The following is a 25,590-nucleotide window of genomic DNA, read 5'->3' on the forward strand; positions in this document are numbered from 1 at the left end:
CACTTATTTTTTTCAGCACAATCCATTCTCCCTTCTTATTCTTCAATGATTGCGTTTTAAGATGTTTATTAAGAAAAAATCGACGCACTTTTCATGGGCTTTATTCATGATGATGTTCGGTTTCACCTTCGGTACTTGGTAGCGACAAGACACCCAATCCATGGCGATACACAAGCTCCCCACCACGCCAGGCTGTAGAGAGCAACAAACCCTGAACAAGAAACATTGCGACAAGGAACGTAAGAGTCATTGCTTTTTGCTTGTAATAGCGCCATAAAGACCAAATTGCAACAAGCCACATGGCAAAAGCAGTAGACAATGCCCAATTGCGATGGTTCATCATGGCCATGTGTGCTGGCTCATCATGCTTCACTGTATAATAAGCATAAAAACCGGCAATAACCGTCAAAATCGTCACTAAAGCCGCACACCATAAACACCAACGGCCAACAACTTCAAATTCTAACGTCATTTTATCCGAGACAAGAGGCGTGGATTTAGATAAATACGTAAGTAGGTAAAAACCAAATGATGTAGTAAATAATGCGACGGTAAAATGCACCAAAATCGGATGCCAATTGGGGAGTATTTCAAACATTATAAAATCCTTTTTATCATGGTCTAACTTATCATACTGAGAACAATTTCATTTTGCATTCATTATGGATAACCTAAGTGGTACCTTTGAGAATAAAAATTAGCATTTTAACTCCTACATAATTCATGCAGCACCGATAGGATTTCTTTGTCATTTACTTACACCGATAAGCCTTACCCTCTAAAGTATGTTTATCGACTAAATGTGTTTTAGGATTACCACTAAAAGTTGATTTATCTTTTGTAATAACTAACGTATCGCCTCCTAACTCGGCGGTATTATTTTTCAAAGTATTTAATTCGTCCTGATAAAGATGCTCATGGGATTGATAAGATTGACTAACGCCATTCACATCATAGGCAACCACTTTGCCCAAATCGGAGCAATGCTTCATATTGTTGCTCGGTGGAGCAACCCTGATATGCTGTGCTTCAGGCAATAAAGGTACATTTTTACTGCAACCAACGAATCCAAGAACTAGAAAAGGTACGACATAGCGGCTTATGGTGTTCATTTACTCTTTTCCCCTCTACATTTAAAATTGTTCTAATTGACTCTGGCCATTAGGGCACAATTTTCTTGGAAAAAATAGCTTTTTCCAAGAAAACCACTGCCTTTAACAGTAATAGTAAAACCAATCTTACTGAATGCATAATAGACTTAACCATACTGATTTAATTATTATTGGCAGCTTGAACGGGATCGGTGGAAAAAACCTACTTGCGTGTATTGACACATCAGATAATTTTTTACTCCATTTATTCTGTTGCTGCGGGATTCTTAGTCGTCCATTATAATTTTTTATTGAAAATTGATAAATGAGCTGTGCCTAAAAAATACAACCCGTTCTTAAATAATAAGGTCACCTAAAAACATGCGCTGCCTTCAAACTTTATATAAATTGATGTCTTCCTTTAAATGTTTGGCAATATCATCCAAATTATGAATAAATGCCATCATCTCTTTAATGCCGCTTGAAAAGGTTGAAGTGGTACGATTAATTTCATTCATACTTTCAACAATTTGTTCAATACCTACAGCTTCCTGCCGTATAGCCACCTCGATGTGTTGACTGGAAATAGATGCTTCATGAATCATTTGGCTGAGCGCTTGAATGACTTGGCCTGCTTTTTCGATAAGTTGTGTTCCTGAATCAAGAGTTTTTGTTCCTTCTTCCGTAACGGTAACGGCTTTTTCTGTAGTTCGTCGGATGTCCTCAAGAATTTTTTGTACTTGTACTGTCGATTGTTCTGATTGTTCGGCAAGATGTCTTACTTCATTAGCTACTGCAGCAAAACCTTTTCCTGCCTCACCTGCTTTTGATGCTTCAATTGAAGCATTCAATGCCAGCATTTTTGATTGTTGGGCCAAAGTATTGACCACCGATGTGATGTCGCCAATTTGTTGGGTGTGATTACTTAGATCAAGAATGGTTTGCGCAATAAGCTTCATTTTTTCTTCTGAATCTTTGAATCCTTGAATACTTTTCTGGACCGACTCTCTACCTCGTTTTCCTTGTTCATAGGTATTTTTAGCCACTTCTTTCAGCGCTTGTGCTTTGGTCATCGTTTCTTTTGAGCTTTTATCAATTTCTTCCAGCGAAGCACTGATTTCATTAATTGCAGTTGCTTGGGAGGTAATACTTTCTGCTTGTTGATTAGCAGACGTAATGACCGTCCCAACCATAGTTACGATATTATTACTTACTTTGGTGATTTTTTGGGTAATAGATGCCAAACCATTGGTCATCGAATTTAAATCGTTACCCAGCTCGTGTAAAATACCTTCTTTATCAACTTCAAGACGCTCTCGAAGATCTCCTGCAGCAACTTTACTGCTGTATTCTCTAAATTTTTTCGATGCATTAACGAGTTTTTCAAATAATTCTCGAGATTCTTCTTCTTTAGTACGAAGAATTTCTTCATTTTTTCTAATGGCTTCTTGCATGGCTTTGAGCGATAGAAGCAATTTACCTAATTTGCCTGCCGATTGAATTTGGATCACGACATCACGCTCTCCTGCAGCAATTCGTTCGGCTATATCAATCGCTTTATCTACTGGAATTGCTATAGCTCGTTGGGTTGTGTAAGGCACAACAAGGGTTAAAACAATGGCTAAAATGAGTAGCCAAAAGGCTGATTTTTTTAAGGAAATTAGGCTGTTATCTATTGTATTTACATTCTTTTCTATTTCACGTGCTAAGTCGCTGAATAATCCACCAGTTCTTTTGCCGGTCTCTTCATAATAAGGACCATCAATGATATTGATCATTGATTTTTCAAAAGCTCTTGTCTTATTTCTGCTGTTTTCTACATTATCTGGATTATTCGGGTCTCGAGAAGCATTGAGTACTGACGCTTGAGCTTGATAAAAAGGCAAATATAATTCTTGTAGCTTGCTCCACTCATGCCGTAGTTTTGGATCATCTAATTTGCGTATGACTCGATCCCACTGATCTCTAACATGAGTGATTTCATTCCAGATATGAGCAAAATAAACTTTATCCTTTGGATCTCCAGTCATTGCCCAATGTTCAAGAATGTCCTGAGCTTGATAAATTTGACTATCAAGGATTGGTGGTAAATTTTCACTATGAATTTTATGTGTGAGATCAATCACATCATTTACTTTAGGTAATAACAGCATAATTAATATCAATAAAGGCAAACTAAGAGCCATAAATCCAATCAGCAATCGGGCCCCTATACTGATTACAAAACCTTGTTTCTTGGTCGCAGTTTCCATGAACGACTCCTATTCCATCTTAATTCTTAAAGATTAGCAGTAATGATGGTTTAATCCGAAGCTCATCAAAGAGCAGTTCTTATTAGAAACCTAATGGCTTGAAAAACTACAAAGACCCTCTTTATCCAGAGTTTTCTTATGTTCCGTTTGTAAGGTCGTATGCCCAATATCAAATTGAGAGAATAAAATGCTCTGAACGCTCACTCTTATAGCTCCCTCTTCTACAAAGGGAGTAATGACAAGATGCGCTGTGAGGCTAATTTTGTCACTGGTAATCGCCCAAATATGCAGGTCATGTACATCCAAAACACCCTCAACAGCCATCATGTGGTTTTTAATTATCTCCAGATCCACTCCAGCTGGCACACCTTCAAGAAGAATATTCACTGTTTCTTTTAATAAAACCCAGGTGCGTGGCAATACCCACAAACCGATTAATACTGCCACAGCAGAATCGACCCAACTCCACTCTAAAAAGCGAATTATAAGTGCGGCAACAATAACCCCTAAAGAGCCCAACATATCACTCCACACCTCAAGATAAGCGCTTTTAAGGTTTAAGCTTTTATCTTTTTCTTGGGAAAGAAGGTACATAGACGCTATATTAACAACCAAACCAAGACTGGCAATGAGGAGCATTCCTAAAGAATAAATTTCAGGAGGTTGTTTGAGTCGCTGATAGGCCTCAAACAAAATATAAAGGGCCACTAAAAAAAGAAGGACCGCATTAAATGCAGCCGCTAAAATTTCAAATCGATTATAACCAAACGTGCGACGCGCATCGGCAGGACGTTTACTAATACGAATCGCAATTAGAGCAATAATAAGAGCGGTAACGTCCGTTAGCATATGTGCGGCATCAGAAATTAATGCAAGGCTTCCTGTGATAATGCCACCAGCGACCTCGGCAATTAAAAAGCTTCCCGTGAGCAAAAGAGCGAACCACAGTAACTGCTCTTTTGAGTATTTTTTTAAATCATGAGGTACATCCTTACTCATTATTGCTCCTCATCAGCACCAGCTAATTTAATTTAAATGAAACACCATGTAAGAAAATCGCGGCAAGGATAAGAAAAGTAATAAAAGCGGTGTAAAAATGGATGGTTTTCTTAGTTTTTCTGAACCACCAGATAAGACCAATCAATACAATAATTGCAATACCTAAAGAACTTAAAAACCATCCATTAGTAAACATTTATGTTTTCCTATTTAGTCGTTCTTAGGTTGGTGGTCATGACCACCATCGCCACCAAATCCTCCCTCATAGCTAACCTCAGGATGAGCTGGAGCAGGTGTTGTTTTAGGAGTGCAGGCAGTCAAGCCCAAACCCAATAAACCGATTAATACAATTATTTTAAATCCATTAGTATTCATTATTTCTCCTTAACAGCCAATCAAAATAACTTGAAACTACTTACATCGTAACATACTGAATAACAGAAGATAAATGCATCTTATCTTCTCCATTTTATGTTTGCACGCCACCTTTAAAAAAATTCATTTTTTAATATTTTTTAGAAAATAAAGCAACTGTACTGCATCCTTCTTGGATATGGGTTTTTTAAAATAAGTAGCGCTCTCATGAGACGGGTTTTCCTGATTATGGCTAGAAGTTAAAATGATTATGGGCGTATGGTTGTTTAATACCGAATTTTTTTGTATCTGGTCAATCAGCTCATAGCAATTTAAATTTTTATCCACTAAGATAAAATCATAAACTCTCATGAAAGCCAACTCTCTTGCCGATTCATCATCCCCTGCCATATCCACCAAATGCTTCAACTCTAATAAATGCATACGAATGAGAATACGAATTCCTAATGAGGATTCCACCACTAAAAAACGCAATGGATGAGCGCTATATTGTTCATTTTCAACCCAATCATTCATCATGCAACCTCTTTCGTGACAAACCCACCAAGACTCTCATTATCCCTTCATTTCCTGATACTCCGAATGCCCTTTATGGGAATTAAGTAAGCGCAGCCCATTCGCAACAACAATTAGACTCGCACCCATATCAGCAAATACCGCCATCCATAACGTTGCTAATCCTCCCAGGGCCAGAATGAAAAACACCCCTTTAATTGCAAGGGACAAAGTAATATTTTGGCGAAGAATACGCGCCGTTCTTCGGCTTAAATCAATGTATAAAGGAAGCATGGCTAAATTATCATTCATTAACGCAACATCTGCGGTTTCTAAAGCCGTATCGGTACCTTTGCCCATCGCAAAACTAATCGTAGCTTTTGCAAGTGCTGGTGCATCATTGATTCCATCACCCACCATTCCCACCGTTTTATACTGTTCCAAAAGCCGATTAATTGCTTGTAATTTTTCAGTAGGCAAAACATTCGCCTGCACTTCATCAATCCCCAGCACTTTGGCAATGGCTTTAGCCGTCAGGGCATTATCACCGGTTAACATCGCTGTTTTAAGTCCTTGTTGATGCAAGGTGTCAATTGCCCATTTACTCGTAGCACGAAGCGTATCGGCCACTGCAAAAACGGCTAAAACCACCGCTGAATTACTCAAAATGACTGTTGTTTTTCCTTCCTCTTCCAAACGCTTAAGTTCCTGCTCTACAGCAAGAGAGCACACCTTATTATCTTCTGCCAGTTGATGATTTCCAACGTAATACAATCCTTGACTAATAATTCCTTGCACCCCGCGGCCAGGAAGTGCTGAAAATTGCTCTACCTCAAGCAAAGACTCATTAGGTTGATTTTGCCGCCAGTATTCAACCAAAGCATGAGCCACTGGATGTTCCGAATGACTATCAAGACTTGCAGCAAGGACTAATAAGGACTCTTTCGATTGTTGTTTATCATAAACGATAAAATCAGTCACTACAGGTTTTCCCTCTGTTAAGGTGCCTGTTTTATCCAGAGCAATTAATTTAAGCTGGTGCCCCATTTCTAAATAGCTGCCTCCTTTGATAAGAAGACCATGTTGTGCCGATGAAGCCAATCCGCTGACTACCGTTACCGGTGTAGAGATGACCAAAGCACAAGGGCAAGCAATAACCAATAACGTTAAGGCTTTATATATCCAGTCATAAAAAGGATAACCAAACACCAACGGGGGAATAAGTGCAATAACCAGTGCAATCAAGACCATAATTGGGGTGTAGTATTTGGCAAACTCATCGACAAAACGTTGCGTTGGCGCCCGCTCACTTTGTGCCTGCTCAATGGCTTTACCAATTTTAGCAAGCAATGTATCACCCGAAGCCTTAGTGACTTTAACCTCAAAGGCACCGTGCTCATTTAAAGTCCCTGCAAACACGTCATCACCTACTTGCTTGCTCACTGGCATGGATTCCCCTGTAATCGGGGCTTGATTGACCGTACTTTGTCCCGATATCAACACCCCATCCAGTGGGATGCGCTCACCGGGTTTTACTTTAAATACCGCACCAACGGCTACCTCTTCTACAGGCAAAGTCTGCCATTGACCATTATCCATTTTAATCCGAGCCACCACTGGTGCAATTTGCATGAGACTGCGAATGGCAAGGCGGGCTTTATCTAAAGAATAACGTTCGATTCGCTCAGCAAGAGCAAATAAAACAGTGACCATCGCGGCTTCCGGCCAGGCCCCTATAATCATGGCCCCGGTGATTGCAATTAACATCAGGCTATTAATGTTCATGGCCTTAGTACGCAGCGCGATTAAACCCTTCTTAAAAGTAGAGGGACCACTTAAGGTAATGGCAAGCAGAGCGGGAAGAATGACCCAAATAAATTGCTCTTTAGTAATGAAATAAGCAGTTAACTCAGAGCAAAGCGCTAAAAAGCCTGCCAAAGCTAGCAATGGCCATGACGAATCAACTTGCTTCTTCTCTTCTTTTGCAGAGGAGGTGCTGCCTTGAACCCGAACACTCATGCCTAACGCTTCAATTTGTTTTTGCAACACATCAATAGCTGGAAGACGATGGTGCACGGTCACTTCCTCAGCAATGAAATTAAAATCCATCTGCGCCACTTCAGGAATCACTTTTAATTGGCGCCTGATTAATTGCTCTTCAGCCGGACAATCAAGGCCTGCAACAAAAAAAGTAGTTAAAGTTAGAGGCTTTGTCATAATGAGCTCCCACATTGGCCGCAAAAATTTGCCCCTGCAGTAATAGTGGCACCACAACTGCATTGAGTATTCTCAAGACCGCTGCCACATTGACTACAAAATCGTGCCCCAGGAGCTAGAGAGCTCTTGCAGCGCGGGCAACTCAATCCTCTTGATTCAGGATTGGTTGAGTAATTATTCTGTTGGCTTATTTGACCATGATGAGAGCGGCGATATCCGCCATGATGGCCGCCAAGACTTCCAAGCATTCGTTTTAGAAAACTCATGTTAATTCTCCATTTCTTCAGTAAAGTGCTTGAGCATGTCCTCTAAAATACAACGCACATGCGCATCATAAATAGTGTAATAAATATGTTTTCCCTCTCTATTTGCTAAAAGAAGACGTGCAGAACGTAATAGACTTAAATGATGGCTCGCCAATGGCACCGAAAGTTGCAGTTGTTCCGCCAGCTCTGAAACTGATTTTGGACCATCCAAACACGCGATAAGAAGCTTTAAACGATTGGGCTCACCCATCAAATGCAAGATATCGCTTAAAGTGATGATTTGGTCTTGAGTTAGCATAGTTAATTAAACAGTTAAATAAGTATTTAACTATTAGTGTAGCTCATTCACAGAAGTTGTCAAAACACTATCCGTGTCCTTTGCTCAAAAGAGCTATAATTAAATGAATTTATTTTTATACAAGGAAGAAGAATGACGCCCCTTCTTTCAAATCACAGTCTTCTTATCATCTTAGGATTTGTTTTTTTATGGGGCTAATTTTGATTATCCTGGCAAAAGGAAGCTCCGGCCATAAAATGAAATTTATAACACACTTGGGATTTTATCTTTCTCTTGCTGCCGCACTTATCTTTGCTATAGTGTTCTTTATGGATGTCTTTCCACTTACTTTAAAATGACAATTACTCATATTGTTACAGTTCCATCAAAGAAATCACTCATCTTTGCCTGATTTTTTAATTAGTGATTTCTTGTGCCGCTCATGAAACAGGTAATACAAACCGGGTAAGACTAAGAGTGTTAGAAAAGTGGATGAGATAATGCCACCTATGACCACGGTCGCCAAGGGACGTTGTACTTCAGAGCCCGTGCCCGTAGCCAAAGCCATCGGTACAAACCCCAAAGAGGCCACTAAAGCAGTCATGAGTACCGGACGAAGCCTCGCCAGAGAGCCTTGTAGCACCGCATCTTTTAAGTACATTTTTTTCTGTTCATGCAGTTTATTAATAAAGGTAATCATGACCAGGCCATTAAGAACTGCCACCCCTGACAACGCAATAAACCCAACACCTGCTGAAATGGACAAGGGAATCCCTCGAAGCCACAGTGCAAATACCCCACCAGTTAACGCCAAAGGAATGCCACTAAACACTAAGAGCGCATCTCGTACTCGACCAAAACTCATAAACAACAATAAGAAAATGCCCAATAGTGTGATAGGAACAACGATTTGTAGCCGTTGAGAGGCTGATTGCAACTGCTCAAACTGACCACCCCAGGTTACCCAGTAGCCACTGGGAATTTTGACACTCTGGTCAATCCGTTGCTTGGCTTCATTCACAAATGAGCTTAAATCCCGATTGCGAACGTTAGCACTGACCACCACACGCCGTTTACCACTTTCCCGACTGATTTGATTGGGGCTTTCACTGCGCACCATTTTGGCTACTTCACTCAACGGAATAAAATGTCGTTCGCCATCTTTAGCCTGTGGCAACGGAATAAATACTTGGCGTAGTACATTAGGGTTTGTACGTAACTCTTCAGGCAAGCGCACCACTAAATCAAAACGCTTGTCTCCCTCAAAGAGCTCGCCACCTTTTTTGCCGCCTGTGGCAATGACAATGGCATCTTGAACCGTGCCAATTTGTAAGCCGTAGCGTGCCAAAGCATCGCGATTGATTTCAACGGTTAGTAGCGGTAAACCACTGACTTGCTCTACTTTTACATCAGCAGCACCAGGCACTTTTTTTAATTGAGCACTGATGGCTTCAGCTACTTCGAGCAATGTATTCATGTCATCACCAAATACTTTCACCGCGACATCACTACGCACCCCTGAAATTAATTCATTAAAGCGCATCTGAATGGGCTGAGTAAATTCATAGTTATTCCCTGGAATTTGCTTTACTGCCGCCTCGATTTCTTGTACTAGTTGCTGTTTGCTTTTTTTAGGATTCGGCCAATCCTTCCGAGGCTTTAACATAATAAACGTGTCAGCGACATTGGGCGGCATAGGATCAGTGGCCACCTCCGCAGTCCCCAGTTTTGCAAAAACTCGTTTGACTTCGGGAAACTGGCTTACTCGCTCTTCCACTAAGTGCTGCATGGTAATGGCTTGTGTTAAACTGGTGCCAGGAATTCGCATCGCGTGCATGGCAATGTCGCCTTCATCAAGACTTGGAATAAATTCCCCGCCCAAACGAAATGCGAGCAAGAGACTAATCCCTACCAAAGCAACTGCACCTCCTATCACCAACCTTCTGGCATGAAAACAGCGGCGCAAGGCTTTTGCATAAACAAGTGAGAGGTAGTGTACCAACCAATTTTCTTTTTCTTGTACACGTCCACCTAAAAAAATGGCAACGGCAGCTGGAACAAAAGTCAGAGCAAAGAGCATGGAAGCAAGCAGCGCGGTAATAACCGTTTGCGCCATCGGCAAAAACATTTTCCCCTCAACCCCTGTGAGCGTTAAAATCGGTAAATAAACCACCGTGATAATAAAGACACCAAAGATACTAGGCCGAATCACCTCCGTTGTGGCATAAGCTATGACTTTCAAGCGCTCTTCTAAATTTAAAACACGATGCAAAGCATGCTGTTGTTCACCCAAATGCTTAATGCAGTTTTCAACAATAATGACCGCACCATCGACAATCAAACCAAAATCAAGAGCGCCTAAGCTCATCAAATTGGCACTGATTTTATTAGATACCATCCCTGTAATGGTAAGCAACATGGATAAAGGAATCACCATCGCGGTAATCAGTGCTGCGCGAATGTTACCTAAAAACAAGAACAAAATAACACAAACAAGCAATGCCCCTTCAATCAGGTTTTTCTTCACCGTATTAATGGTAGCGTTCACAAGCAAGGTTCGGTTATAGACCGTGACTGCTTCAATACCATCTGGCAATGATTTATTAATAACTTTCATTTGGGCCGCGACTCGTTCAGACACCGTGCGGCTGTTCTCGCCCATAAGCATAAATACTGTGCCTAAAACGACTTCTTTACTGTTCTCTGTTGCTGCTCCTGTTCGTAGCTCCTTGCCTAAAGCCACTTCTGCAATATCACGAATTCGGATAGGTGTTCCTTCAAAGCTTGCAATAACAATGTTCTCAATATCGGTGATGTTTTGCACCTGCCCTGGTACGCGAATTAAGTTCTGCTCGCCATTGGTTTCAATATATCCCGCACCCACATTGGCATTATTGCGTTCTAATGCCTCAACCACGTTGTTTAAGCTTAACCCATACCGAACCAGTTTCATGGGATCTGGAGTGATGTGAAATTGTTTTTCATAACCCCCAATGGTGTTTACTTCAGCCACTCCCTCCACATTACGCAGTTGTGGCTTGATAATCCAATCTTGAACGGTACGCAGTTCCGTTGGATTGTAACGCTGACTTACTGGTACATTTGCCTTGTTAGTGACCGTGTACATAAAAATCTCACCAAGCCCTGTAGAGATTGGGCCTAAGGTGGTTTCTACTCCTGGAGGAAGCTTGTCTTTTACTTCCTGCAAGCGCTCATTAATTAATTGACGCGCAAAATAAATGTTCGTTCCATCTTTAAAGACCACCGTGACTTGCGACAGTCCATAACGTGATAAAGAACGAGTGTAATCCAGATTAGGCAACCCGCTCATAGCCAGTTCAATAGGAAAAGTAATTCGTTGCTCCACCTCAAAGGGTGAATAGCCAGAGGCTTGAGTATTGATTTGCACTTGCACGTTGGTGATGTCAGGTACCGCATCAATAGGCAAACGTTGAAAATTATACACACCATAAAGAGCAATGATTGTCGTAAATAATAAGACAAACCATCGATGCTTTAGGGAAAAACGAATTATTTTTTCAAGCATTACCAATCCTTAGTGCTCGTGGCTCGCGCCATCCTTACCTAATTCTGCTTTCATAAAAAAGCTGTTATTACTGACATAGCGCTGGCCTGCATCAAGCCCCGAAACTACTTCGACCCACTCATCATCCCTTTGGCCTAAAATAACAGGCGTTGCCTCAAAATAATCTCCTTGCTGGATAAAAATTACCTCTTTCTCATCCATGCGCTGAATAGCCGACAAAAGTATGGCAACTGGAACCGTTTTTTCTTTAATGGTAATTGCGGCATTAATGTACATCCCAGGCAACCAAACACGAGGCTCATTAGAAAGAACTGCTCGTGCGAGCGTTGTTTGACTGTCTTCAATGCCTAAGGGCGCAATGTAAAAAATGGTGCTGATGGATTTTGGTGTTCCTTCATCTCCAGTTACCACCACACTCATGCCTTGTTTTACTAAAGGCACCTCTTTACGATACAAGGTAAAATCGGCCCACACAGTAGCCAAATTAGCCACTTCATAAATAGGTTTGGTGTTTTGCGCAAGCTCCCCATTGGTTGCGTATTTTTGCACGATGGTTCCGCTCATGGGGGCATTAATTGTATAATTTTGTAAACTTTCGTTACTCTCAATCGTAACTAATACGTCCCCTTTGGTGACTTCATCGCCTAAATTTTTAGTCATTGATTTAATAATGCCTGAATAGCGTGCATAGATGGGGGCTAAGGTATCTCGATTGGGAGCAATTTTGCCTACGACTTTAAGTTGTGTTTTAATTGTTTGGCTTTGTGCCTTAGCCGTTTGAATGTCTGCCGCTTTCAGAATGGCTGGCGCCATTTTAATGCGGCCTTCATAAGTCGCATAATGCCAGGCATAACGTTTATCCTGGAATTCTAATTGAATGCTCACATCAAAAGAATGAGGCTCTTCAATCGCCTCAACGCTTTGTAAAAAATTCTCGACAGGAGTGAACGCAATTGCTTCTTTTTTATCACCAAATCGCTTTAACTGAACGGTCAATTGCGCTTTCCCAGGCGCGATAGGCTCACCATTCTTATACAAATAAGCGCGAAAATGCGGTGGCATACCTCGTTCAAAAATTAAAAACTCAAGGGCTATATCTCCATCCTTAAACAAACGCCCACCTTGCGGACCCTTTTCCATGGTTTCTTGATGATTTTTTTCTTCATCGCCATGGGATTCTTCATTTGCTGCCCATAACGAAAAGGAACTTAACCCCAATAACAGAATTATAAAGGGCATGCAGGATAGGAATGGCTTTAAAACTCTCATTTACTCTCCTTAGAAGGCGCTAATCCTAAAAGCCCGGTCAGTTGAATTAAGGCTTTATGATAATCAGCATGAGCTTGTTGGTAATGACGCTCTTCTTCATACAACGAATTAAGGGCTGTAGATAATTCAATGTACGTATAACGTCCCATTTGGTAGCCGTCTTGTGCCAATTTGATTGATTTACGGGCCAAAGGTAATAATGAATTCGTCACCAAGCTTGCCTCATAATGACTTTGTTCGGCTTGTAGAAAAGCCCCATAGACATTTTGACGCACATCAAGGCGTGTACCTTGAAGCTCATGAGCCGTTTGGGTGTATTGTGCCTCAGCGGTTATGATTTTGCCTTGATTTCTATTGTAAACAGGCACTTCTGCAAAAGCAGAAGCCACTGCGGCATTACTGCCATCATCAGAGAAATGACGACCGCCTAATTGAATGTTTAAATCCGGCCACACAGATTTTTTAACTGCAGTAATAGTTGCACGCTTGGCGTGTAATTGCTGTTGAAGCTGCACTAACTGAGGGCTTTGCGGTAATTTTCTAAGTAACACAGCCCAGTTCAATGTCACTCCAGGAAGACCTTTATCCACCAATTGTCTATCAACTCGTAACCCATCACCTAATAGACGCGCCAATTTCGCACGCTGAAATAAAGCATCCCGTGCGGCTTTATTTTCTTGAATACGCGCTTCGCCTAAGCGCACCTGGGCCAAACGTAAGTCTAATTCCGCTCCTGCGCCTGCCTTAACTCGACGCTCGATTGCGCTTACGATGTCTTGATTGAGGCGAATAAGTTTTTGGGTTACTTGATGCCATTGACCTGCATAAAGTGCATCCACATAGGCCACACCAACTGCCACATAAAGTATCGCTTTTTGCACTTGAATTTGGGCAAGAGAAGCTAAGTAGTCTGCATAGGTTGCTTTTTTCAGATACTGTAACCGATTCCCCAAAGGGATGGGCTGGGTCACTGATGCCGTAGTTTCTGCCGCTTCATAACTCGAATAACTTCCCGAGCCGCCAAAGTTTTCTGCGGTTAAAGTCACTTGAGGATTGGGATAAAGCCCACTTTGGATAAAAAAACCGCGCATGGCTTGTGCTTTATCTATTTCGGCTTGTAATTCGGGATTATTGCGATAAGCAATGCCCAGGGCTTGTTTGAATGTCAAAGGGGTGGCCGCGAGCGCCTCACTCGCTACAAGGCTCATTGCACTCCATATAACATAATAAAATAAATTACGCATTCCCTACCCTATCAAATCCTTTTCAAACCTTATCGTTCAGTGTACCTTGATTTTGGGCCTCGATACACCCTATTGCTAAAAAAACCAGAAAATCATAGCATTAAGTCACTGAAATGATTACCAAACTGGTATACACTGATCTTTATAATCCATTAACTTGTTTATCCTATGTACCTACGATTATTATTTGTTTTTTTAATAATCTTGACTGCCGAACTGAAGGCTCAGTCATTAACTATTGGAATAGTGGCGTATGACCCGCCGTTTTCAATGAATGCCGACAAAAATCATTTCTTTGGGTTTGACATTGAGCTCATAACGGAGCTCTGCAAGCAAATTAAAGCTCAGTGTCAATTGAAATCCATGCTGTTTGACGAGCTGTTTACAGAATTAAAAGCGAGTAAAATTGACTTGGGCATAGCGGCAATTACCATCACCAACGAACGGCAGAAAACCTTTCTCTTTAGTCTTCCCTATCTGGCCAGTGCAGCACGTTTTATGACCATAAAAAACGACTCAATTACATCTCTTGAACAACTCAACAATAGATCAATAGGCATTATCAGAGGCTCTCTCTTCAAACAACTCATTACTCAGAAATTTAAAACCAATAGGGTTAGAGAATATCCTTCAACCAATCAACTCATCACTGCCTTAAATCAACAGGAAGTGGATGCCCTGCTGATGGATGATTTTTCGGCTGATTATTGGATAGCTAATAATAACACCTTGTTTAAAGGATTAGGCAAACCCTTCCCCGTCGGCATCGGTTATGGAATCATGGCCAAAATGGATTCTAAGATGCTAATGAACCAAATCAATCAAGCCTTAAAACATATTGAAAAAAATGGATTCTATTTGTCTTTATATCAAAAATATTTTCACACCATACCCATGCATTAATATATATCACTAACGGTTATCTTAATGTCACTGTTTTAATTTAATTTGGCTTAATAGTGTCCGTGACCATGACCATGCGGGTGATACCCACTAAATACTCGCTTAGGCTGTTGATTGTTTTTTGAATCTTCTTTATTAATAGAAGAAGCGCAGGAAGCCAACAAAAACATTAAAGAAATGAGCATCAATACATATGAGGTTACTAAACTAGATTTTTTCATCATTCGCATCCTTAGAATAACTCACTTGCTGTTATTTTTTAATATCATTATTATGGATGAAATAAAAGTAAATTGTACTCCTTTCGTTTTATATTCATTCAATATAAAACACGGAGTTAAATTGATGAAATTTTATTCCCGTCAACACCGCACAGGAGGCCAATATGAAAAAAGAGGTTTTTATTTCAATCTGTGGCGGCCTTATTTTTTCTTTAGCCACACAAACAATTCTGGCCGATGAAATTCCCAGACACACCTTACCTATGTCTGAAATTTTGAAAATTCTGCAGACTCGGGGTTATAGCGCGATAAGAGAGGTTGAATTTGATGATGGTTTATATGAGGTGGAAGCCTTGATGAGAAAGGGATTCAGCTTATTCTTCGAATGAACCCCAATACAGGGGACTTTATCAACACCAATTTAAAAACCACGAAATACCCCATCTCAATGCTTGAAGCGGCCCAGAGAATTGAAGACGCGGACTATCATACTATTTTCAAAATTGAAGCGCACGGCAGTCAGTATGAGGCAAAGGCCCTTGGTAAAGAGGATAAAAAAATTAAATTACGCATCGATGCTAATTCTGGCAAAATATATATCCTTGAATAAGAGAATTAGGGTTATTTATTCTGCAACCTTTAAAATTTTTCAATAAATACAGCAAACAACCTATTTAAGTTAAGCTTAAAGAAATTTAAGGCTTGACATCCCCTGTCCTTATCACAAGAGCCATCACGAATCAGCTGATGCCTGCCCCTTGTCCTTATTTAATTGCTGCCTGTTTTTTAAATTCAAGGAGGGTTTTTAGCATGCACTAAGATGGACTTTCGAGCTATTATGAAATTACAAAATAGTTCAAGCGCCATTTTTTATTCATCATGTATACTCTGCCCCTAAAATTACCTAAGTCCTTCATTGCTTTTTCTATCATGTCAGTTTATGACGCAAACGCAACGCATTGACAATCACTGACACTGAACTGAGTGCCATGGCCGTACCGGCTATCATCGGGTTAAGCAACAAGCCCGTGAGTGGATAAAGAACGCCTGCTGCAACCGGCACACCCAGTGCATTATAAAAAAAGGCAAAAAAGAGGTTTTGTTGAATGTTTTGTACCGTATGGACCGATAATTCGTAGGCTTCTAAAAGCTTGCTTAAATCACCTGATAATAAGGTCATGCCAGCACTTTCAATCGCCACATCACTACCGGTTCCCATCGCAATGCCAATGTCGGCTTTTGCCAACGCAATGGCATCATTAACTCCATCTCCCACCATGGCAACCACATGTCCTTTTTGTTGCAGTTCGGAAATCACTTTGCTTTTTTCATCGGGCAATACTTCTGCAATCACCTCTGTAACACCTACGCGTTGGGCCACCGCGTTTGCAGTCATAGCATTATCACCCGTGAGCATGATGACGTGAATACCCTTTTTCATAAGAGAAGCAACTGCAAGTTGGCTGGACTCTTTAATACGGTCGGTCACAATAAAAACACCCGCCAATTGTTTATCAACCGTTAAATAAATCAAAGTAGCCCCTTCTTCTTGTGCTTTTAACGCAGCAATTGGAATTTCATTGTCAGGAACAGACAACCAGTGCGCATTGCCAATGGCAACCATCGCACTATCGATTTGCGCTTGAGCCCCCTTTCCTCGGACTGCAATAAAATCGGTGGCCTCTTTCAGTGTCATCTGACGTCTTTGCGCTTCATCACGTAGCGCTCTAGCCAATGGGTGTTCGCTATGCCGCTCAAGGGAGGCGGCAAGAACCAAAAGTTCCGCTTCTTGCCAGTGACCACTGGGGATAATTTGGGTCAATGCCGGATGGCCTTGAGTCAGTGTTCCTGTTTTATCCACCACCAACGTGTTGATTTTGCGTAATTGCTCTAGTGATGCTGCATTTTTAATTAAGATACCACGTCGTGCGCCCTCACCTATCCCAACCATGATTGACATAGGCGTTGCAAGTCCTAAAGCACAAGGACAGGCAATAATCAGTACGGAGATGGCAGCGATTAAGCCATAGCTTAAGGAAGGCGCAGGGCCTATTAAAAACCAGACGAGAAACGAAAGTATCGCAATCCCTAAAACGATTGGCACAAACCAAGCCGATACAGCATCGGCCAAACGCTGAATAGGCGCTTGGCTACGCTGTGCTTCACTGACTTGTGTGATAATGCGGGCAAGTATGGTGTCTTTACCCACATGAGCGGCTTTTATAATGAGACTGCCATGTTGATTGAGCGTCCCGCCAATGACTTGATTGCCAACTTCTTTGGCGACAGGCATAGGCTCACCGGTTAACATGGACTCATCGACATCACTTTGCCCGCGAATTACCTCCCCATCAACCGGAATTTTTTCACCGGGGCGCACAAGCAACCTATCCTCTACCGCTACTTCATCAAGTGTGATGTCCTCTTCTTGCTCTTCATTATTCAATCGGTGAGCAAGGGTTGGATTTAAATGAAGCAATGCGCGAATGGCATCCCCTGTGCGCTCGCGTGCTTTTAATTCCAATACTTGCCCTAAAAGCACCAAGGTCGTAATGACTGCTGCTGCTTCAAAATACACCGGCATCATGCTGCTTTTCTGCATATGTAGGGGTGGCAATTGGGGGAAAATAACTACCGCTAAACTATAGCCCCAGGCAACGCCTGTTCCCAAAGCAATCAGGGTAAACATGTTCAAGTGACGGGACAAAAGCGATTGCCAACCACGAACAAAGAAAGGCCTGCCACAACCTAAAACCACCAAAGTGGTCAGTGCTGCTTGAAGCCACAAGGATAAGGACATTCGAGTAGGTGCGACCATCCAATACTCATCCATCGCTAAGAGAACAACCGGGATGCTGAGGATAGAGGACAGTATAAAACGCCTAAACATATCCTCATATTCAGGATTTTTTTGCTCAGCTAAACTCACCTGCTCAGGCTCAAGCGCCATGCCGCAAATGGGACAGGTTCCTGGTTTATCTTGACGGATTTGGGGATGCATGGGGCAAGTATACAGGGCGTTTTTTGATGTCGTCACAGTAGGCGCAGATGTTTGTGAATGCTGATGATTGCAGCAACTGTGTGCTTCTTTATGGTGCTGAGAACCGTGTTTATTTGTACTCATCATGCACCTCAATCGTATTTTTTAAGCAAGGCCATAATCTCATCCATTTTTTCCTGGCGAGATTCCTGATTGCCATGGCAGGCCGCTTCATTAAGGCAATTCAACACGTGGCGCTCAAGCACGCCAAGCTCAATGGTTTTTACCGCATTACGAACAGCGCGTAGTTGCGACAGAATATCCACGCAATAGCGTTTCTCCTCAATCATCCGCTTAATGCCTTCAAGCTGACCTGTAACTCGATTAAGTCGGGATAATTCGTGGTGATGCTCTGGGTGTTTTGACATGTATTTTCTCCTGTATACCCCTATAGGTATATACCCATAAGGGGTATTTTGTCAACGCTAAGATAGAAAATAAAAAACGACGAGCCGAGCCTATGACACAACAAAAAGCAACAAGGAGAACAAATTAATAGAAATAACGGATTCGGTTTATGAGCGTAAATTAATTGGATGCTCCACTTGCTTATGAACCATTGTAAATGCAAACCGAATCGTATGTGATGTTTTGTTTTGCAGCATAACAGGCTATATCAGCCTGTTTGATGATCTCAATGACTGATACAGAATCACGATTTAGTATGGAGATACCTACCGAGCATCCAACGTTAAACTCATTGGCATCATAAGACTTTGATGCAAGTTGCACGATATCTCGTGCTATATGAGAAGCCTCCTCCAAAGAAATATGGTTCATCACTGCAATAAATTCATCACCACCATAACGCGCAATCAAGTCGTTTTTTCGAAGCCGTTGTTTTAATAATGTGATAAAATTTTGCAACACCTTATCACCGACATCATGACCAAAGTTATCATTCACCAATTTAAAGTTATCCATATCAATGAACATGATGACACACATTCCACCACCTGTTTGTATATTCTGGAAGTAAGTATTGAGCACATCAAGAAGATGCTCCCTTGTGTTACAACCAGTGAGTCCATCATGTTTGCTTCGATGTTCCAATGTTGCAAAACGCAACGTTAAGTCATCAATCATTAATCATTTCTGTTTTTTTAATCGTTTTTTCCATTAACTGACACGATAAATAAACATAAAGTCCGCCCAATAAAAATACAGAGGCATAAAAATAATTAAGACAGTGGGGATCAATAAAAACACCGTAAAGAATGCAGCTTAAATAGCTCAATATGAACAGACCAATAAGAGTCAATTAGGCAATCCAGTGGTAACGATATCCATTTGTTTCACGAAGAAGGCCATGAATTAGATACCCTCCTTTTGAAAGAAGTAGAATACCTAAAGTAATCATACCGATGGGAATAAAAGTTGCACTCATTTTATCAAGTCAGTCATTACCCTTATCCATGAGTATAAAACCAGTTTTGATTTTTTTCATGAATAGCAGCCACACGAATGAGACACTATTGATTGAATTAGGATGTTTATGCTAGAAAGATCATTTTAGAGATAAAGGCCCATGGAACAAATAAAAAAACCCATTTTTTCTCAGTTAATTCATGTTTCTGATGCAAGATTATCCTAGAATTGAATAAGATGGGCATCCATTTTTGTTACAAAAGCTATTTTCTTTCATGAGAGTGTTTTGAAAAGATTTCTATTTGTGGAGTTCAAAAAACGTGACTATTTTATTGAATACACTCGAACGTGAGTGCTTAATTTTTTTATCCACGAGAATAGTGACTCAAGAAAATCTTCAGGGGTTAATTTATGAGTTCCTTTACACACAACCTGAACATTTATTACTAATACTGGCCAAAGAGGTACAGCACGACGATGCAATTAGCACGATTCTGGCTCAATCAAAACCCCATCAATCTAATATTTTGATTGAGAGAGTTATAGGTCATTTAAACGATATTCTTTTTCAAATCATCAAAACTTATTATTTTCAAACAAAATATTAATCGCAGCCAAATGAGTCATCTCTGTCGTTACCCTACCTAAATTGTGGCGCATCAATACCCAGCTTAAAGTCTTACGACCCATAAGTCCTAAAGGAATATATTGCCTTTTTATATCACAACGGTCATCTGTGCCCCATGGGTAGAAACAGCTAAAAAAGGAGCCTCTTTTTTTATTGCATAAAACCCTTTGATGCTTGGCTTAACACCATCAAACGATTCCTGTGTCTCTTCAGATTGATACACATCAATTTGTTCCAGGCGAATAATCTGTTGTTCCTGTCGGTCTAAAAGTTTGCGATACCGCTGATTACTTTCTTCTAATTGTTTGGTAACTATTGACAGTTTGCGTTCGGCATCACAAATTCGGTCTGCCACCTCAACAAAGCTTTTCTCTTTATTGGTTAGAAATTCCTCTAATCTTTTTTGAAAAGCAGCTCGTTGTTCTTTGTCTTGAATAACCATATTAGAAAATGTTTCAACTGTTCCACTTAATACCAGTCCAACAGCCCGCGCCTGTTCAACTTCTATTCCCATTTTTTCTTTCACGTTATCCAGTTCTTTTATTTTATCAGATAACTGATTTTGATTTTCTTTATACGCCTGAGCAACCTGTTCTAATTGTCTTTGAGTATTTTCTAAAGCTTGAGACTGCGCATCGTTTGAGTCTTTGAGCCTTTTGCTAGTAAGTTCAAGTTCAATCTGAGTGGCACGCAGTGCTTTTTCGGTATCCGTAAGCTCATTAATTTGTGACTTTAATGTTTTAATTTGCTCACAAAATTGATCAATATTAGCGGTTAGGCGCGTATTTTCTTTCTGGAATGCATCAATTTCAATTGCCAGCTGTTCGCGTAAGAGATCTAGAGTTGAAATAACCGAGTCCAGCAGATCAGCAAGACTTGAGATTCCTGCCTTTAAACCTTCGATATTGTCTGCATTTTGACTCTGATGATTTTCAAGAAGGATATGGCTTACCGTATAAACAATTCCAGTAACAATACTGAGCGTAATAAGGGCTGCAAGATTTGCCATGAGTCCAATCATCAACACTGGTACGGTGAGCACGACACCTGCAGTAATTTTTTGCCATAAGGGGATTTCATTCCAGAAACTGGCAGCACGCGATAATAAGCTTGGATTGTGATTCATCGCCTGAATCAATTGATTCAATTCTTCTTTGATTTTTTGTATTTTATTTTGAGTAATTACAATCTTCTCAAAACGTTCTTTATCTTTTTTTGTTTTTTGATTGGGGTTGTCCTGCTCCATGTTTTCTGACGGATGAAGGTCTAAAGCTAACTCAAGTTCCAATTTTTGATACGTCATGGTTCTTCCTTACAACGAGTGGGCATCCACTTTTTAATGCTAAACGGTGTCACATGAGTTTCGGACTTACCTTAAGAGAAACAAAGTGACGGAAAATCCCGTAATTATTGAATTAATTACCCGTACTTTTTTTATGTATTGGATTGAGGTGTAACAATCCTGTACATAAGGCATTAAGGTTGTGTATTGAGAGGTGAAATTGATTTTTAATGTTTAGAATGTTACTCATTACCATTTTCCTTAATTTGGTTTGAAACAACAGTCAACCGAACACTTTTTCCTGGAGCGGTTAAATTATGATCATTCTATCGAATAAATTGTGTTCAGTCATTCTTTTTTTAGTGACTCACCATTAAGATGTGACATCAACCATTCTGCTTCCTCTAAAGAAGCAAAAATTGTAACCACACTACCTTTGCCGCCATAATTAAAATGTATGTTAACCTTGGATGAAAGTTTTTTCGATTGTTGTGCCATCCAATCCTTCGCTTTTTCCTCAAATAGGCCTAGTGTAATGAAATGGACTCCTCTCCTTACAGACGGGATAATATCCCAGTTTACGGATTGGAATAAATAAGGAGTTCATTTCATTACACTAGGCCTATTTGAAGCCTAAGAAATTCTTATAAAAAAGATGGTTTCGCGAGCCCAAAGAGAGTGAAATAAAAATTGACATCAGCAACTATTTTGCATTAAAATATCAAGTGATATAAAAAACCATCAAAAGTAGGTTTATAACGCCATGAAAATTACATCTTAAGTACGCCCTTCTACAGGGCAGAGAGAGTAAATCATTTTTGATTTTCTATTTTTATTGTCCTAAAAGATATGCTTAAGAGTAAATCATGCATCATAAACCGATTCAATTTAAAGACCTAGGTCTTATCTACCCGCATAAAATCTGTTTTCAAGACTTCAGTGGTGAAATTCACTTTGGTGAGCGTATTGCACTGATTGGCCGAAATGGCTCAGGAAAATCAACCTTACTTAAGAGATTTGCTGGTCTTTGTTCAGCCTCTGCTGGCGAAATTAAAATGCCACAGGATGTTCGTATTGGTTATTTACCCCAAGTGATTGAAGAATGTCCTGATTTAAGTGGTGGTCAACGATTAAACCAAGCATTAACCAAGATATTGTCTGAAGATCCGAATGTGTTGTTGTTGGATGAACCCACAAATCATCTGGACAGACGCAATCGCCGTTCTTTAATGCGTATGCTCCTGCATTATCCGGGGACGTTGGTCATTGCTTCTCATGATACGGAGCTCATCAATACAGTCGCAGATACTCTATGGCATATTGATTTAGGTAAGCTCGCTGTATTTAGAGGGGCTTATTGTGATTATCAGCAAATGCTTGAAGACAAGAAAGCATCGATTGAACAGGAATTATCACGGATTTCACGGGAGAAGAAAGAATCACATCTTGCTCTAATGAGAGAACAAGAACGGAATAAACGTTCTCGTGTTCAGGGTGAAAAAAAGATAGCGCAGCGTAAATGGCCAACGATTCGGTCTCATACAAAGCTTGCCAATGCAATGACAACAGGAAATAAACGATTAAGTCAGATTAATCATAAAAAACAACAGGTGCTTGAAGAGCTTTCATCTTTAAACCTTCCGGAAACGATTAAGCCCAAATTTAAATTAAACGGTCTTGACCACCATAAGCCCCTAATCAGTATTCAAGACGCTTCTATTGCCTACGAGGCTTTCGATGTGATTCTTGAAGAGATTCATTTTCACTTGAATGGCTGCGAACGGGTGGCATTGTATGGGGACAACGCATCAGGGAAGTCCACCTTTGTCAAAGCGATCTTGGAGGATAGTCACATTAAGAGAACAGGTGAGTGGACTCTTCCAGAGCGCAATACAGTTGGGTATCTCGATCAGCATTATCAACATCTGAATTGTGACGAAACAGTTCTGGATTTGATGAAAAGTCAGATGCCCCATGCTTCTCATGCTGAACTTCGTGTCCATTTGAATGACTTTTTATTTCGCAAAAACATCGAGGTAGAAATAAAGGTCAAAGATCTTTCTGGTGGTGAAAAGGCAAGGCTTTCTTTAGCCTTAATTGCTGCCAATCCGCCTAAGCTAATTATTTTAGATGAGGTAACCAACAATGTAGATCTGGAAACACGCGATCATATCATTCAAGTATTACGTGAATTTTCAGGTGCAATACTGGTTATTTCTCACGATTATGATTTTTTAGATTCCATTCACATTGAAACTAAGTATCACGTTCATCAAGGGAAGATACATCATTTCAATGAGGAACAATCAGAGGGTGTTCATCATGACTAATCGTTTGCCTAACCACATAGGCTCTTTTATGTGGCATTTTTTAAAACCGTATCGACGCATGGTTTTTTTATTTATCCTGCTTGCTTTAATGGCTGGATTTTGGGGACCGTTTAATAGTTTATTGATTAAATCCTTTATTAATACCTTGGCAGCAAAAACAAGTACGGACTTCTCCTCTTTGTATTGGATCGCTGGATTACTGGTAGTGAACTTTATTGTTTTTGACAATATCACCTGGCGAACAATCGGGTACTTGAACTATAAATACGAAGCAGTGCTTAAAAACCAAATCATTAGCCAAATGTTTGAGTATGTGTTGGGAAGTAGTACGCAATTTTTTCAGGATAATCTATCGGGGAGAATTGCCACACAAATTACTACTCTTGCTGATAATCTTGAGATTATTTTGCATCGCGTGTCTATCGACTTTCTTCGTGGTGCTTCATTATTAGTGGTTTCATTTATTACAGCCTATTTTGTTAATGTCCTGTTTTTTTATATTTTATTTCTTTGGTTCATTGCCTTTGCCTCATTTAGTATTTGGATGTCGGCACGATTGGTTCAATTGTCCGATGACCATGCAAATTCCGAATCGCAGCTTTCTGGGCAATTAGTCGATAGCCTGGCGAATCAATCCAATATTCGTATTTTTTCACGCAAAATCTACGAAGTGGAACGTATGAACACGTTTTTTAGCTTGGTACAACGGGCTTTTCAAAGAAAAGAGCTGTTTATTGTTTTGTTATGCTGCGCACAGGGTGGAATGATTGCGGTAATGATAGGTTTGGCCTCGATTACCTTAATTCACTTGTATGGCAAGGGACTGATGAGCATTGGTGATTTTGCTTTGATTCTTGGGCTTTCCATGGAATTGGGACACATGATGTGGTACACCATGTACCAAGTGGACCAATTTAACCAAGCTTTAGGCAAGGCAAGACAAAGTTTAAATGCATTGGTCATCCCTCATGAGATACAGGATAAAAATAATGCATCCCAATTAGTGGTCACGCAAGGACGAATTGAATTTTCCAAGGTGAAATTTCATTACCAAGGTGGTTACTCCCTGTTCCAAAATAAGTCCGTCACAATTGAAGCCGGTCAAAAAGTGGGTTTGGTGGGCTATTCAGGAAGCGGCAAGTCCACTTTTGTTAATTTGATTTTACGACTATATGAGGTGGTGGATGGGCAAATTCTAATCGACGGTCAAAACCTATCCGAAGTGACTCAAGAGAGTTTAAGACAAGCCATTGCCATGATTCCACAAGACCCAATGCTTTTTCATCGAAGCCTGATGGATAATATTCGTTATGGCAGGACAACAGCTTCGGATGAGGAAGTCATTTCAGCCTCCAAGAAGGCCCATGCACATGAATTCATCAGTCTTTTGCCAGAAGGTTATGAGACCTTGGTCGGGGAACGTGGGGTGAAGCTTTCAGGTGGTCAACGCCAGCGCATTGCCATTGCACGTGCGATTTTAAAAAATGCGCCCATTTTAATGTTGGACGAAGCCACCTCTCAACTCGATTCTATTACAGAATCTAACATTCAAGACAGTCTTTGGGAGTTGATGCAGGGAAAAACAACCTTAGTCGTTGCACATCGTTTATCGACTCTGCTGCATATGGACCGAATTTTAGTATTTGATAAAGGCCATATCGTTGAAGACGGGACACATGCTGAACTATTAGATCGCGGTGGTTTGTACAAAACACTATGGGATGCGCAGGTAGGTGGGTTTTTACCAGATGAACGAAAAGAAGAGTCTCTTAGTGGATAGTGGGGT

General features: G+C 40.6%; 26 protein-coding genes. 6 read left to right on the forward strand and 20 right to left on the reverse strand.

Annotated elements, in window-relative coordinates:
* Positions 1-100: 100 nt before the first annotated feature.
* The 13 genes from BN3124_RS04910 to BN3124_RS04965 form a co-directional block, all read right to left on the reverse strand.
* On the reverse strand, positions 101-598 hold the full coding sequence (locus tag BN3124_RS04910; protein ID WP_058478589.1) for a DUF2231 domain-containing protein: 498 nt from the start codon (positions 596-598) through the stop codon (positions 101-103).
* Positions 599-752: 154 nt separating this feature from the next.
* Complete coding sequence (locus BN3124_RS04915) at positions 753-1,112, reverse strand: DUF4156 domain-containing protein (RefSeq protein ID WP_058478590.1); 360 nt, start codon at positions 1,110-1,112, stop codon at positions 753-755.
* 371 nt (positions 1,113-1,483) lie between these two features.
* Entirely contained in the window at positions 1,484-3,343 is a 1,860-nt protein-coding gene (locus tag BN3124_RS04920) for a methyl-accepting chemotaxis protein (protein WP_058478591.1), read from the reverse strand.
* A gap of 90 nt (positions 3,344-3,433) precedes the next feature.
* Complete coding sequence (locus BN3124_RS04925; protein WP_058478592.1) at positions 3,434-4,342, reverse strand: cation diffusion facilitator family transporter; 909 nt, start codon at positions 4,340-4,342, stop codon at positions 3,434-3,436.
* 22 nt (positions 4,343-4,364) lie between these two features.
* Positions 4,365-4,538 carry a hypothetical protein gene (locus BN3124_RS17155; protein WP_165481736.1) on the reverse strand — a complete coding sequence of 58 codons (174 nt, stop codon included), beginning with the start codon at positions 4,536-4,538 and terminating at the stop codon, positions 4,365-4,367.
* 14 nt (positions 4,539-4,552) lie between these two features.
* Positions 4,553-4,717, reverse strand: coding sequence for a hypothetical protein (locus BN3124_RS17160; protein ID WP_165481737.1), 165 nt, complete (start codon positions 4,715-4,717; stop codon positions 4,553-4,555).
* A gap of 123 nt (positions 4,718-4,840) precedes the next feature.
* Entirely contained in the window at positions 4,841-5,236 is a 396-nt protein-coding gene (locus BN3124_RS04930; RefSeq protein WP_230849075.1) for a response regulator, read from the reverse strand.
* 36 nt (positions 5,237-5,272) lie between these two features.
* Positions 5,273-7,429: a heavy metal translocating P-type ATPase gene (locus BN3124_RS04935; protein ID WP_058478593.1), complete on the reverse strand. Its 2,157-nt coding sequence runs from the start codon at positions 7,427-7,429 to the stop codon at positions 5,273-5,275.
* The gene (locus BN3124_RS04940; RefSeq protein WP_058478594.1) at positions 7,426-7,695 is read right to left on the reverse strand and encodes a zinc ribbon domain-containing protein; all 270 of its coding nucleotides are present in this window, start codon (positions 7,693-7,695) and stop codon (positions 7,426-7,428) included. The genes BN3124_RS04935 and BN3124_RS04940 overlap by 4 nt, the downstream gene beginning before the upstream one ends.
* Position 7,696: 1 nt before the next feature.
* Positions 7,697-7,993 (reverse strand): ArsR/SmtB family transcription factor, encoded by a 297-nt coding sequence (locus BN3124_RS04945; protein ID WP_058478595.1) that lies wholly within the window; start codon positions 7,991-7,993, stop codon positions 7,697-7,699.
* 373 nt (positions 7,994-8,366) lie between these two features.
* A complete protein-coding gene (locus tag BN3124_RS04955) occupies positions 8,367-11,519 on the reverse strand; it encodes an efflux RND transporter permease subunit (RefSeq protein WP_058478596.1) in 3,153 nt (1,050 codons plus the stop codon).
* Positions 11,520-11,528: 9 nt separating this feature from the next.
* Positions 11,529-12,788 (reverse strand): efflux RND transporter periplasmic adaptor subunit, encoded by a 1,260-nt coding sequence (locus BN3124_RS04960; protein WP_058478597.1) that lies wholly within the window; start codon positions 12,786-12,788, stop codon positions 11,529-11,531.
* Complete coding sequence (locus BN3124_RS04965) at positions 12,785-13,996, reverse strand: TolC family protein (RefSeq protein WP_375152885.1); 1,212 nt, start codon at positions 13,994-13,996, stop codon at positions 12,785-12,787. The genes BN3124_RS04960 and BN3124_RS04965 overlap by 4 nt, the downstream gene beginning before the upstream one ends.
* Positions 13,997-14,200: 204 nt before the next feature.
* Between BN3124_RS04965 and BN3124_RS04970 the strand changes: the two genes are divergently transcribed.
* Entirely contained in the window at positions 14,201-14,935 is a 735-nt protein-coding gene (locus tag BN3124_RS04970; protein ID WP_065235622.1) for a transporter substrate-binding domain-containing protein, read from the forward strand.
* A gap of 50 nt (positions 14,936-14,985) precedes the next feature.
* Here the strand turns inward: BN3124_RS04970 and BN3124_RS17080 are convergent, their stop codons facing one another.
* Positions 14,986-15,159, reverse strand: a complete 174-nt coding sequence (locus tag BN3124_RS17080; protein ID WP_155522664.1) for a hypothetical protein — start codon at positions 15,157-15,159, stop codon at positions 14,986-14,988.
* 161 nt (positions 15,160-15,320) lie between these two features.
* On the opposite strand from BN3124_RS17080, the gene BN3124_RS17295 reads away from it, so the two are divergent.
* Together BN3124_RS17295 and BN3124_RS17300 are read left to right on the forward strand one after the other, a co-directional pair.
* Positions 15,321-15,545, forward strand: a complete 225-nt coding sequence (locus BN3124_RS17295) for a PepSY domain-containing protein (protein ID WP_230849077.1) — start codon at positions 15,321-15,323, stop codon at positions 15,543-15,545.
* The gene (locus BN3124_RS17300) at positions 15,542-15,766 is read left to right on the forward strand and encodes a hypothetical protein (RefSeq protein WP_230849078.1); all 225 of its coding nucleotides are present in this window, start codon (positions 15,542-15,544) and stop codon (positions 15,764-15,766) included. Before BN3124_RS17295 ends, BN3124_RS17300 begins: the two co-directional genes overlap by 4 nt.
* A gap of 318 nt (positions 15,767-16,084) precedes the next feature.
* Here the strand turns inward: BN3124_RS17300 and BN3124_RS04980 are convergent, their stop codons facing one another.
* The 4 genes from BN3124_RS04980 to BN3124_RS17480 all read right to left on the reverse strand — a co-directional run bounded on the left by BN3124_RS04980 (position 16,085) and on the right by BN3124_RS17480 (position 19,583).
* On the reverse strand, positions 16,085-18,280 hold the full coding sequence (locus BN3124_RS04980) for a copper-transporting P-type ATPase (RefSeq protein WP_058478599.1): 2,196 nt from the start codon (positions 18,278-18,280) through the stop codon (positions 16,085-16,087).
* A gap of 8 nt (positions 18,281-18,288) precedes the next feature.
* A complete protein-coding gene (locus BN3124_RS04985) occupies positions 18,289-18,564 on the reverse strand; it encodes a metal-sensitive transcriptional regulator (protein ID WP_058478600.1) in 276 nt (91 codons plus the stop codon).
* A gap of 181 nt (positions 18,565-18,745) precedes the next feature.
* Complete coding sequence (locus BN3124_RS04990) at positions 18,746-19,282, reverse strand: GGDEF domain-containing protein (RefSeq protein WP_310790476.1); 537 nt, start codon at positions 19,280-19,282, stop codon at positions 18,746-18,748.
* Positions 19,283-19,457: 175 nt separating this feature from the next.
* A complete protein-coding gene (locus tag BN3124_RS17480; protein ID WP_330138487.1) occupies positions 19,458-19,583 on the reverse strand; it encodes a hypothetical protein in 126 nt (41 codons plus the stop codon).
* Positions 19,584-19,884: 301 nt separating this feature from the next.
* Here BN3124_RS17480 and BN3124_RS04995 point away from each other — a divergent pair, with 301 nt between their 5' ends.
* A complete protein-coding gene (locus tag BN3124_RS04995; RefSeq protein ID WP_058478601.1) occupies positions 19,885-20,172 on the forward strand; it encodes a hypothetical protein in 288 nt (95 codons plus the stop codon).
* 108 nt (positions 20,173-20,280) lie between these two features.
* Here the strand turns inward: BN3124_RS04995 and BN3124_RS05000 are convergent, their stop codons facing one another.
* Entirely contained in the window at positions 20,281-21,495 is a 1,215-nt protein-coding gene (locus BN3124_RS05000; RefSeq protein ID WP_078061484.1) for a LegC2/C7 family Dot/Icm T4SS effector, read from the reverse strand.
* 327 nt (positions 21,496-21,822) lie between these two features.
* On the reverse strand, positions 21,823-21,972 hold the full coding sequence (locus tag BN3124_RS16755) for a hypothetical protein (protein ID WP_230849080.1): 150 nt from the start codon (positions 21,970-21,972) through the stop codon (positions 21,823-21,825).
* 368 nt (positions 21,973-22,340) lie between these two features.
* Between BN3124_RS16755 and BN3124_RS05005 the strand changes: the two genes are divergently transcribed.
* Positions 22,341-23,804, forward strand: coding sequence for an ATP-binding cassette domain-containing protein (locus tag BN3124_RS05005; protein ID WP_058478602.1), 1,464 nt, complete (start codon positions 22,341-22,343; stop codon positions 23,802-23,804).
* On the forward strand, positions 23,797-25,584 hold the full coding sequence (locus tag BN3124_RS05010) for an ABC transporter ATP-binding protein (RefSeq protein ID WP_065235623.1): 1,788 nt from the start codon (positions 23,797-23,799) through the stop codon (positions 25,582-25,584). The genes BN3124_RS05005 and BN3124_RS05010 overlap by 8 nt, the downstream gene beginning before the upstream one ends.
* Positions 25,585-25,590: the final 6 nt, after the last annotated feature.

This window comes from Legionella saoudiensis, assembly GCF_001465875.1.
GTDB lineage: Bacteria > Pseudomonadota > Gammaproteobacteria > Legionellales > Legionellaceae > Legionella > Legionella saoudiensis.

Coding starts and splice junctions, on each gene's coding strand:
- BN3124_RS04910 (WP_058478589.1), bottom strand. CDS start 598: ATGTTTGAAATACTCCCCAATTGGCATCCGATTTTGGTGCATTTTACC.
- BN3124_RS04915 (WP_058478590.1), bottom strand. CDS start 1,112: ATGAACACCATAAGCCGCTATGTCGTACCTTTTCTAGTTCTTGGATTC.
- BN3124_RS04920 (WP_058478591.1), bottom strand. CDS start 3,343: ATGGAAACTGCGACCAAGAAACAAGGTTTTGTAATCAGTATAGGGGCC.
- BN3124_RS04925 (WP_058478592.1), bottom strand. CDS start 4,342: ATGAGTAAGGATGTACCTCATGATTTAAAAAAATACTCAAAAGAGCAG.
- BN3124_RS17155 (WP_165481736.1), bottom strand. CDS start 4,538: ATGTTTACTAATGGATGGTTTTTAAGTTCTTTAGGTATTGCAATTATT.
- BN3124_RS17160 (WP_165481737.1), bottom strand. CDS start 4,717: ATGAATACTAATGGATTTAAAATAATTGTATTAATCGGTTTATTGGGT.
- BN3124_RS04930 (WP_230849075.1), bottom strand. CDS start 5,236: ATGATGAATGATTGGGTTGAAAATGAACAATATAGCGCTCATCCATTG.
- BN3124_RS04935 (WP_058478593.1), bottom strand. CDS start 7,429: ATGACAAAGCCTCTAACTTTAACTACTTTTTTTGTTGCAGGCCTTGAT.
- BN3124_RS04940 (WP_058478594.1), bottom strand. CDS start 7,695: ATGAGTTTTCTAAAACGAATGCTTGGAAGTCTTGGCGGCCATCATGGC.
- BN3124_RS04945 (WP_058478595.1), bottom strand. CDS start 7,993: ATGCTAACTCAAGACCAAATCATCACTTTAAGCGATATCTTGCATTTG.
- BN3124_RS04955 (WP_058478596.1), bottom strand. CDS start 11,519: ATGCTTGAAAAAATAATTCGTTTTTCCCTAAAGCATCGATGGTTTGTC.
- BN3124_RS04960 (WP_058478597.1), bottom strand. CDS start 12,788: ATGAGAGTTTTAAAGCCATTCCTATCCTGCATGCCCTTTATAATTCTG.
- BN3124_RS04965 (WP_375152885.1), bottom strand. CDS start 13,996: ATGAGCCTTGTAGCGAGTGAGGCGCTCGCGGCCACCCCTTTGACATTC.
- BN3124_RS04970 (WP_065235622.1), top strand. CDS start 14,201: ATGTACCTACGATTATTATTTGTTTTTTTAATAATCTTGACTGCCGAA.
- BN3124_RS17080 (WP_155522664.1), bottom strand. CDS start 15,159: ATGATGAAAAAATCTAGTTTAGTAACCTCATATGTATTGATGCTCATT.
- BN3124_RS17295 (WP_230849077.1), top strand. CDS start 15,321: ATGAAAAAAGAGGTTTTTATTTCAATCTGTGGCGGCCTTATTTTTTCT.
- BN3124_RS17300 (WP_230849078.1), top strand. CDS start 15,542: ATGAACCCCAATACAGGGGACTTTATCAACACCAATTTAAAAACCACG.
- BN3124_RS04980 (WP_058478599.1), bottom strand. CDS start 18,280: ATGAGTACAAATAAACACGGTTCTCAGCACCATAAAGAAGCACACAGT.
- BN3124_RS04985 (WP_058478600.1), bottom strand. CDS start 18,564: ATGTCAAAACACCCAGAGCATCACCACGAATTATCCCGACTTAATCGA.
- BN3124_RS04990 (WP_310790476.1), bottom strand. CDS start 19,282: ATGATTGATGACTTAACGTTGCGTTTTGCAACATTGGAACATCGAAGC.
- BN3124_RS17480 (WP_330138487.1), bottom strand. CDS start 19,583: ATGAGTGCAACTTTTATTCCCATCGGTATGATTACTTTAGGTATTCTA.
- BN3124_RS05000 (WP_078061484.1), bottom strand. CDS start 21,495: ATGACGTATCAAAAATTGGAACTTGAGTTAGCTTTAGACCTTCATCCG.
- BN3124_RS16755 (WP_230849080.1), bottom strand. CDS start 21,972: ATGGCACAACAATCGAAAAAACTTTCATCCAAGGTTAACATACATTTT.
- BN3124_RS05005 (WP_058478602.1), top strand. CDS start 22,341: ATGCATCATAAACCGATTCAATTTAAAGACCTAGGTCTTATCTACCCG.
- BN3124_RS05010 (WP_065235623.1), top strand. CDS start 23,797: ATGACTAATCGTTTGCCTAACCACATAGGCTCTTTTATGTGGCATTTT.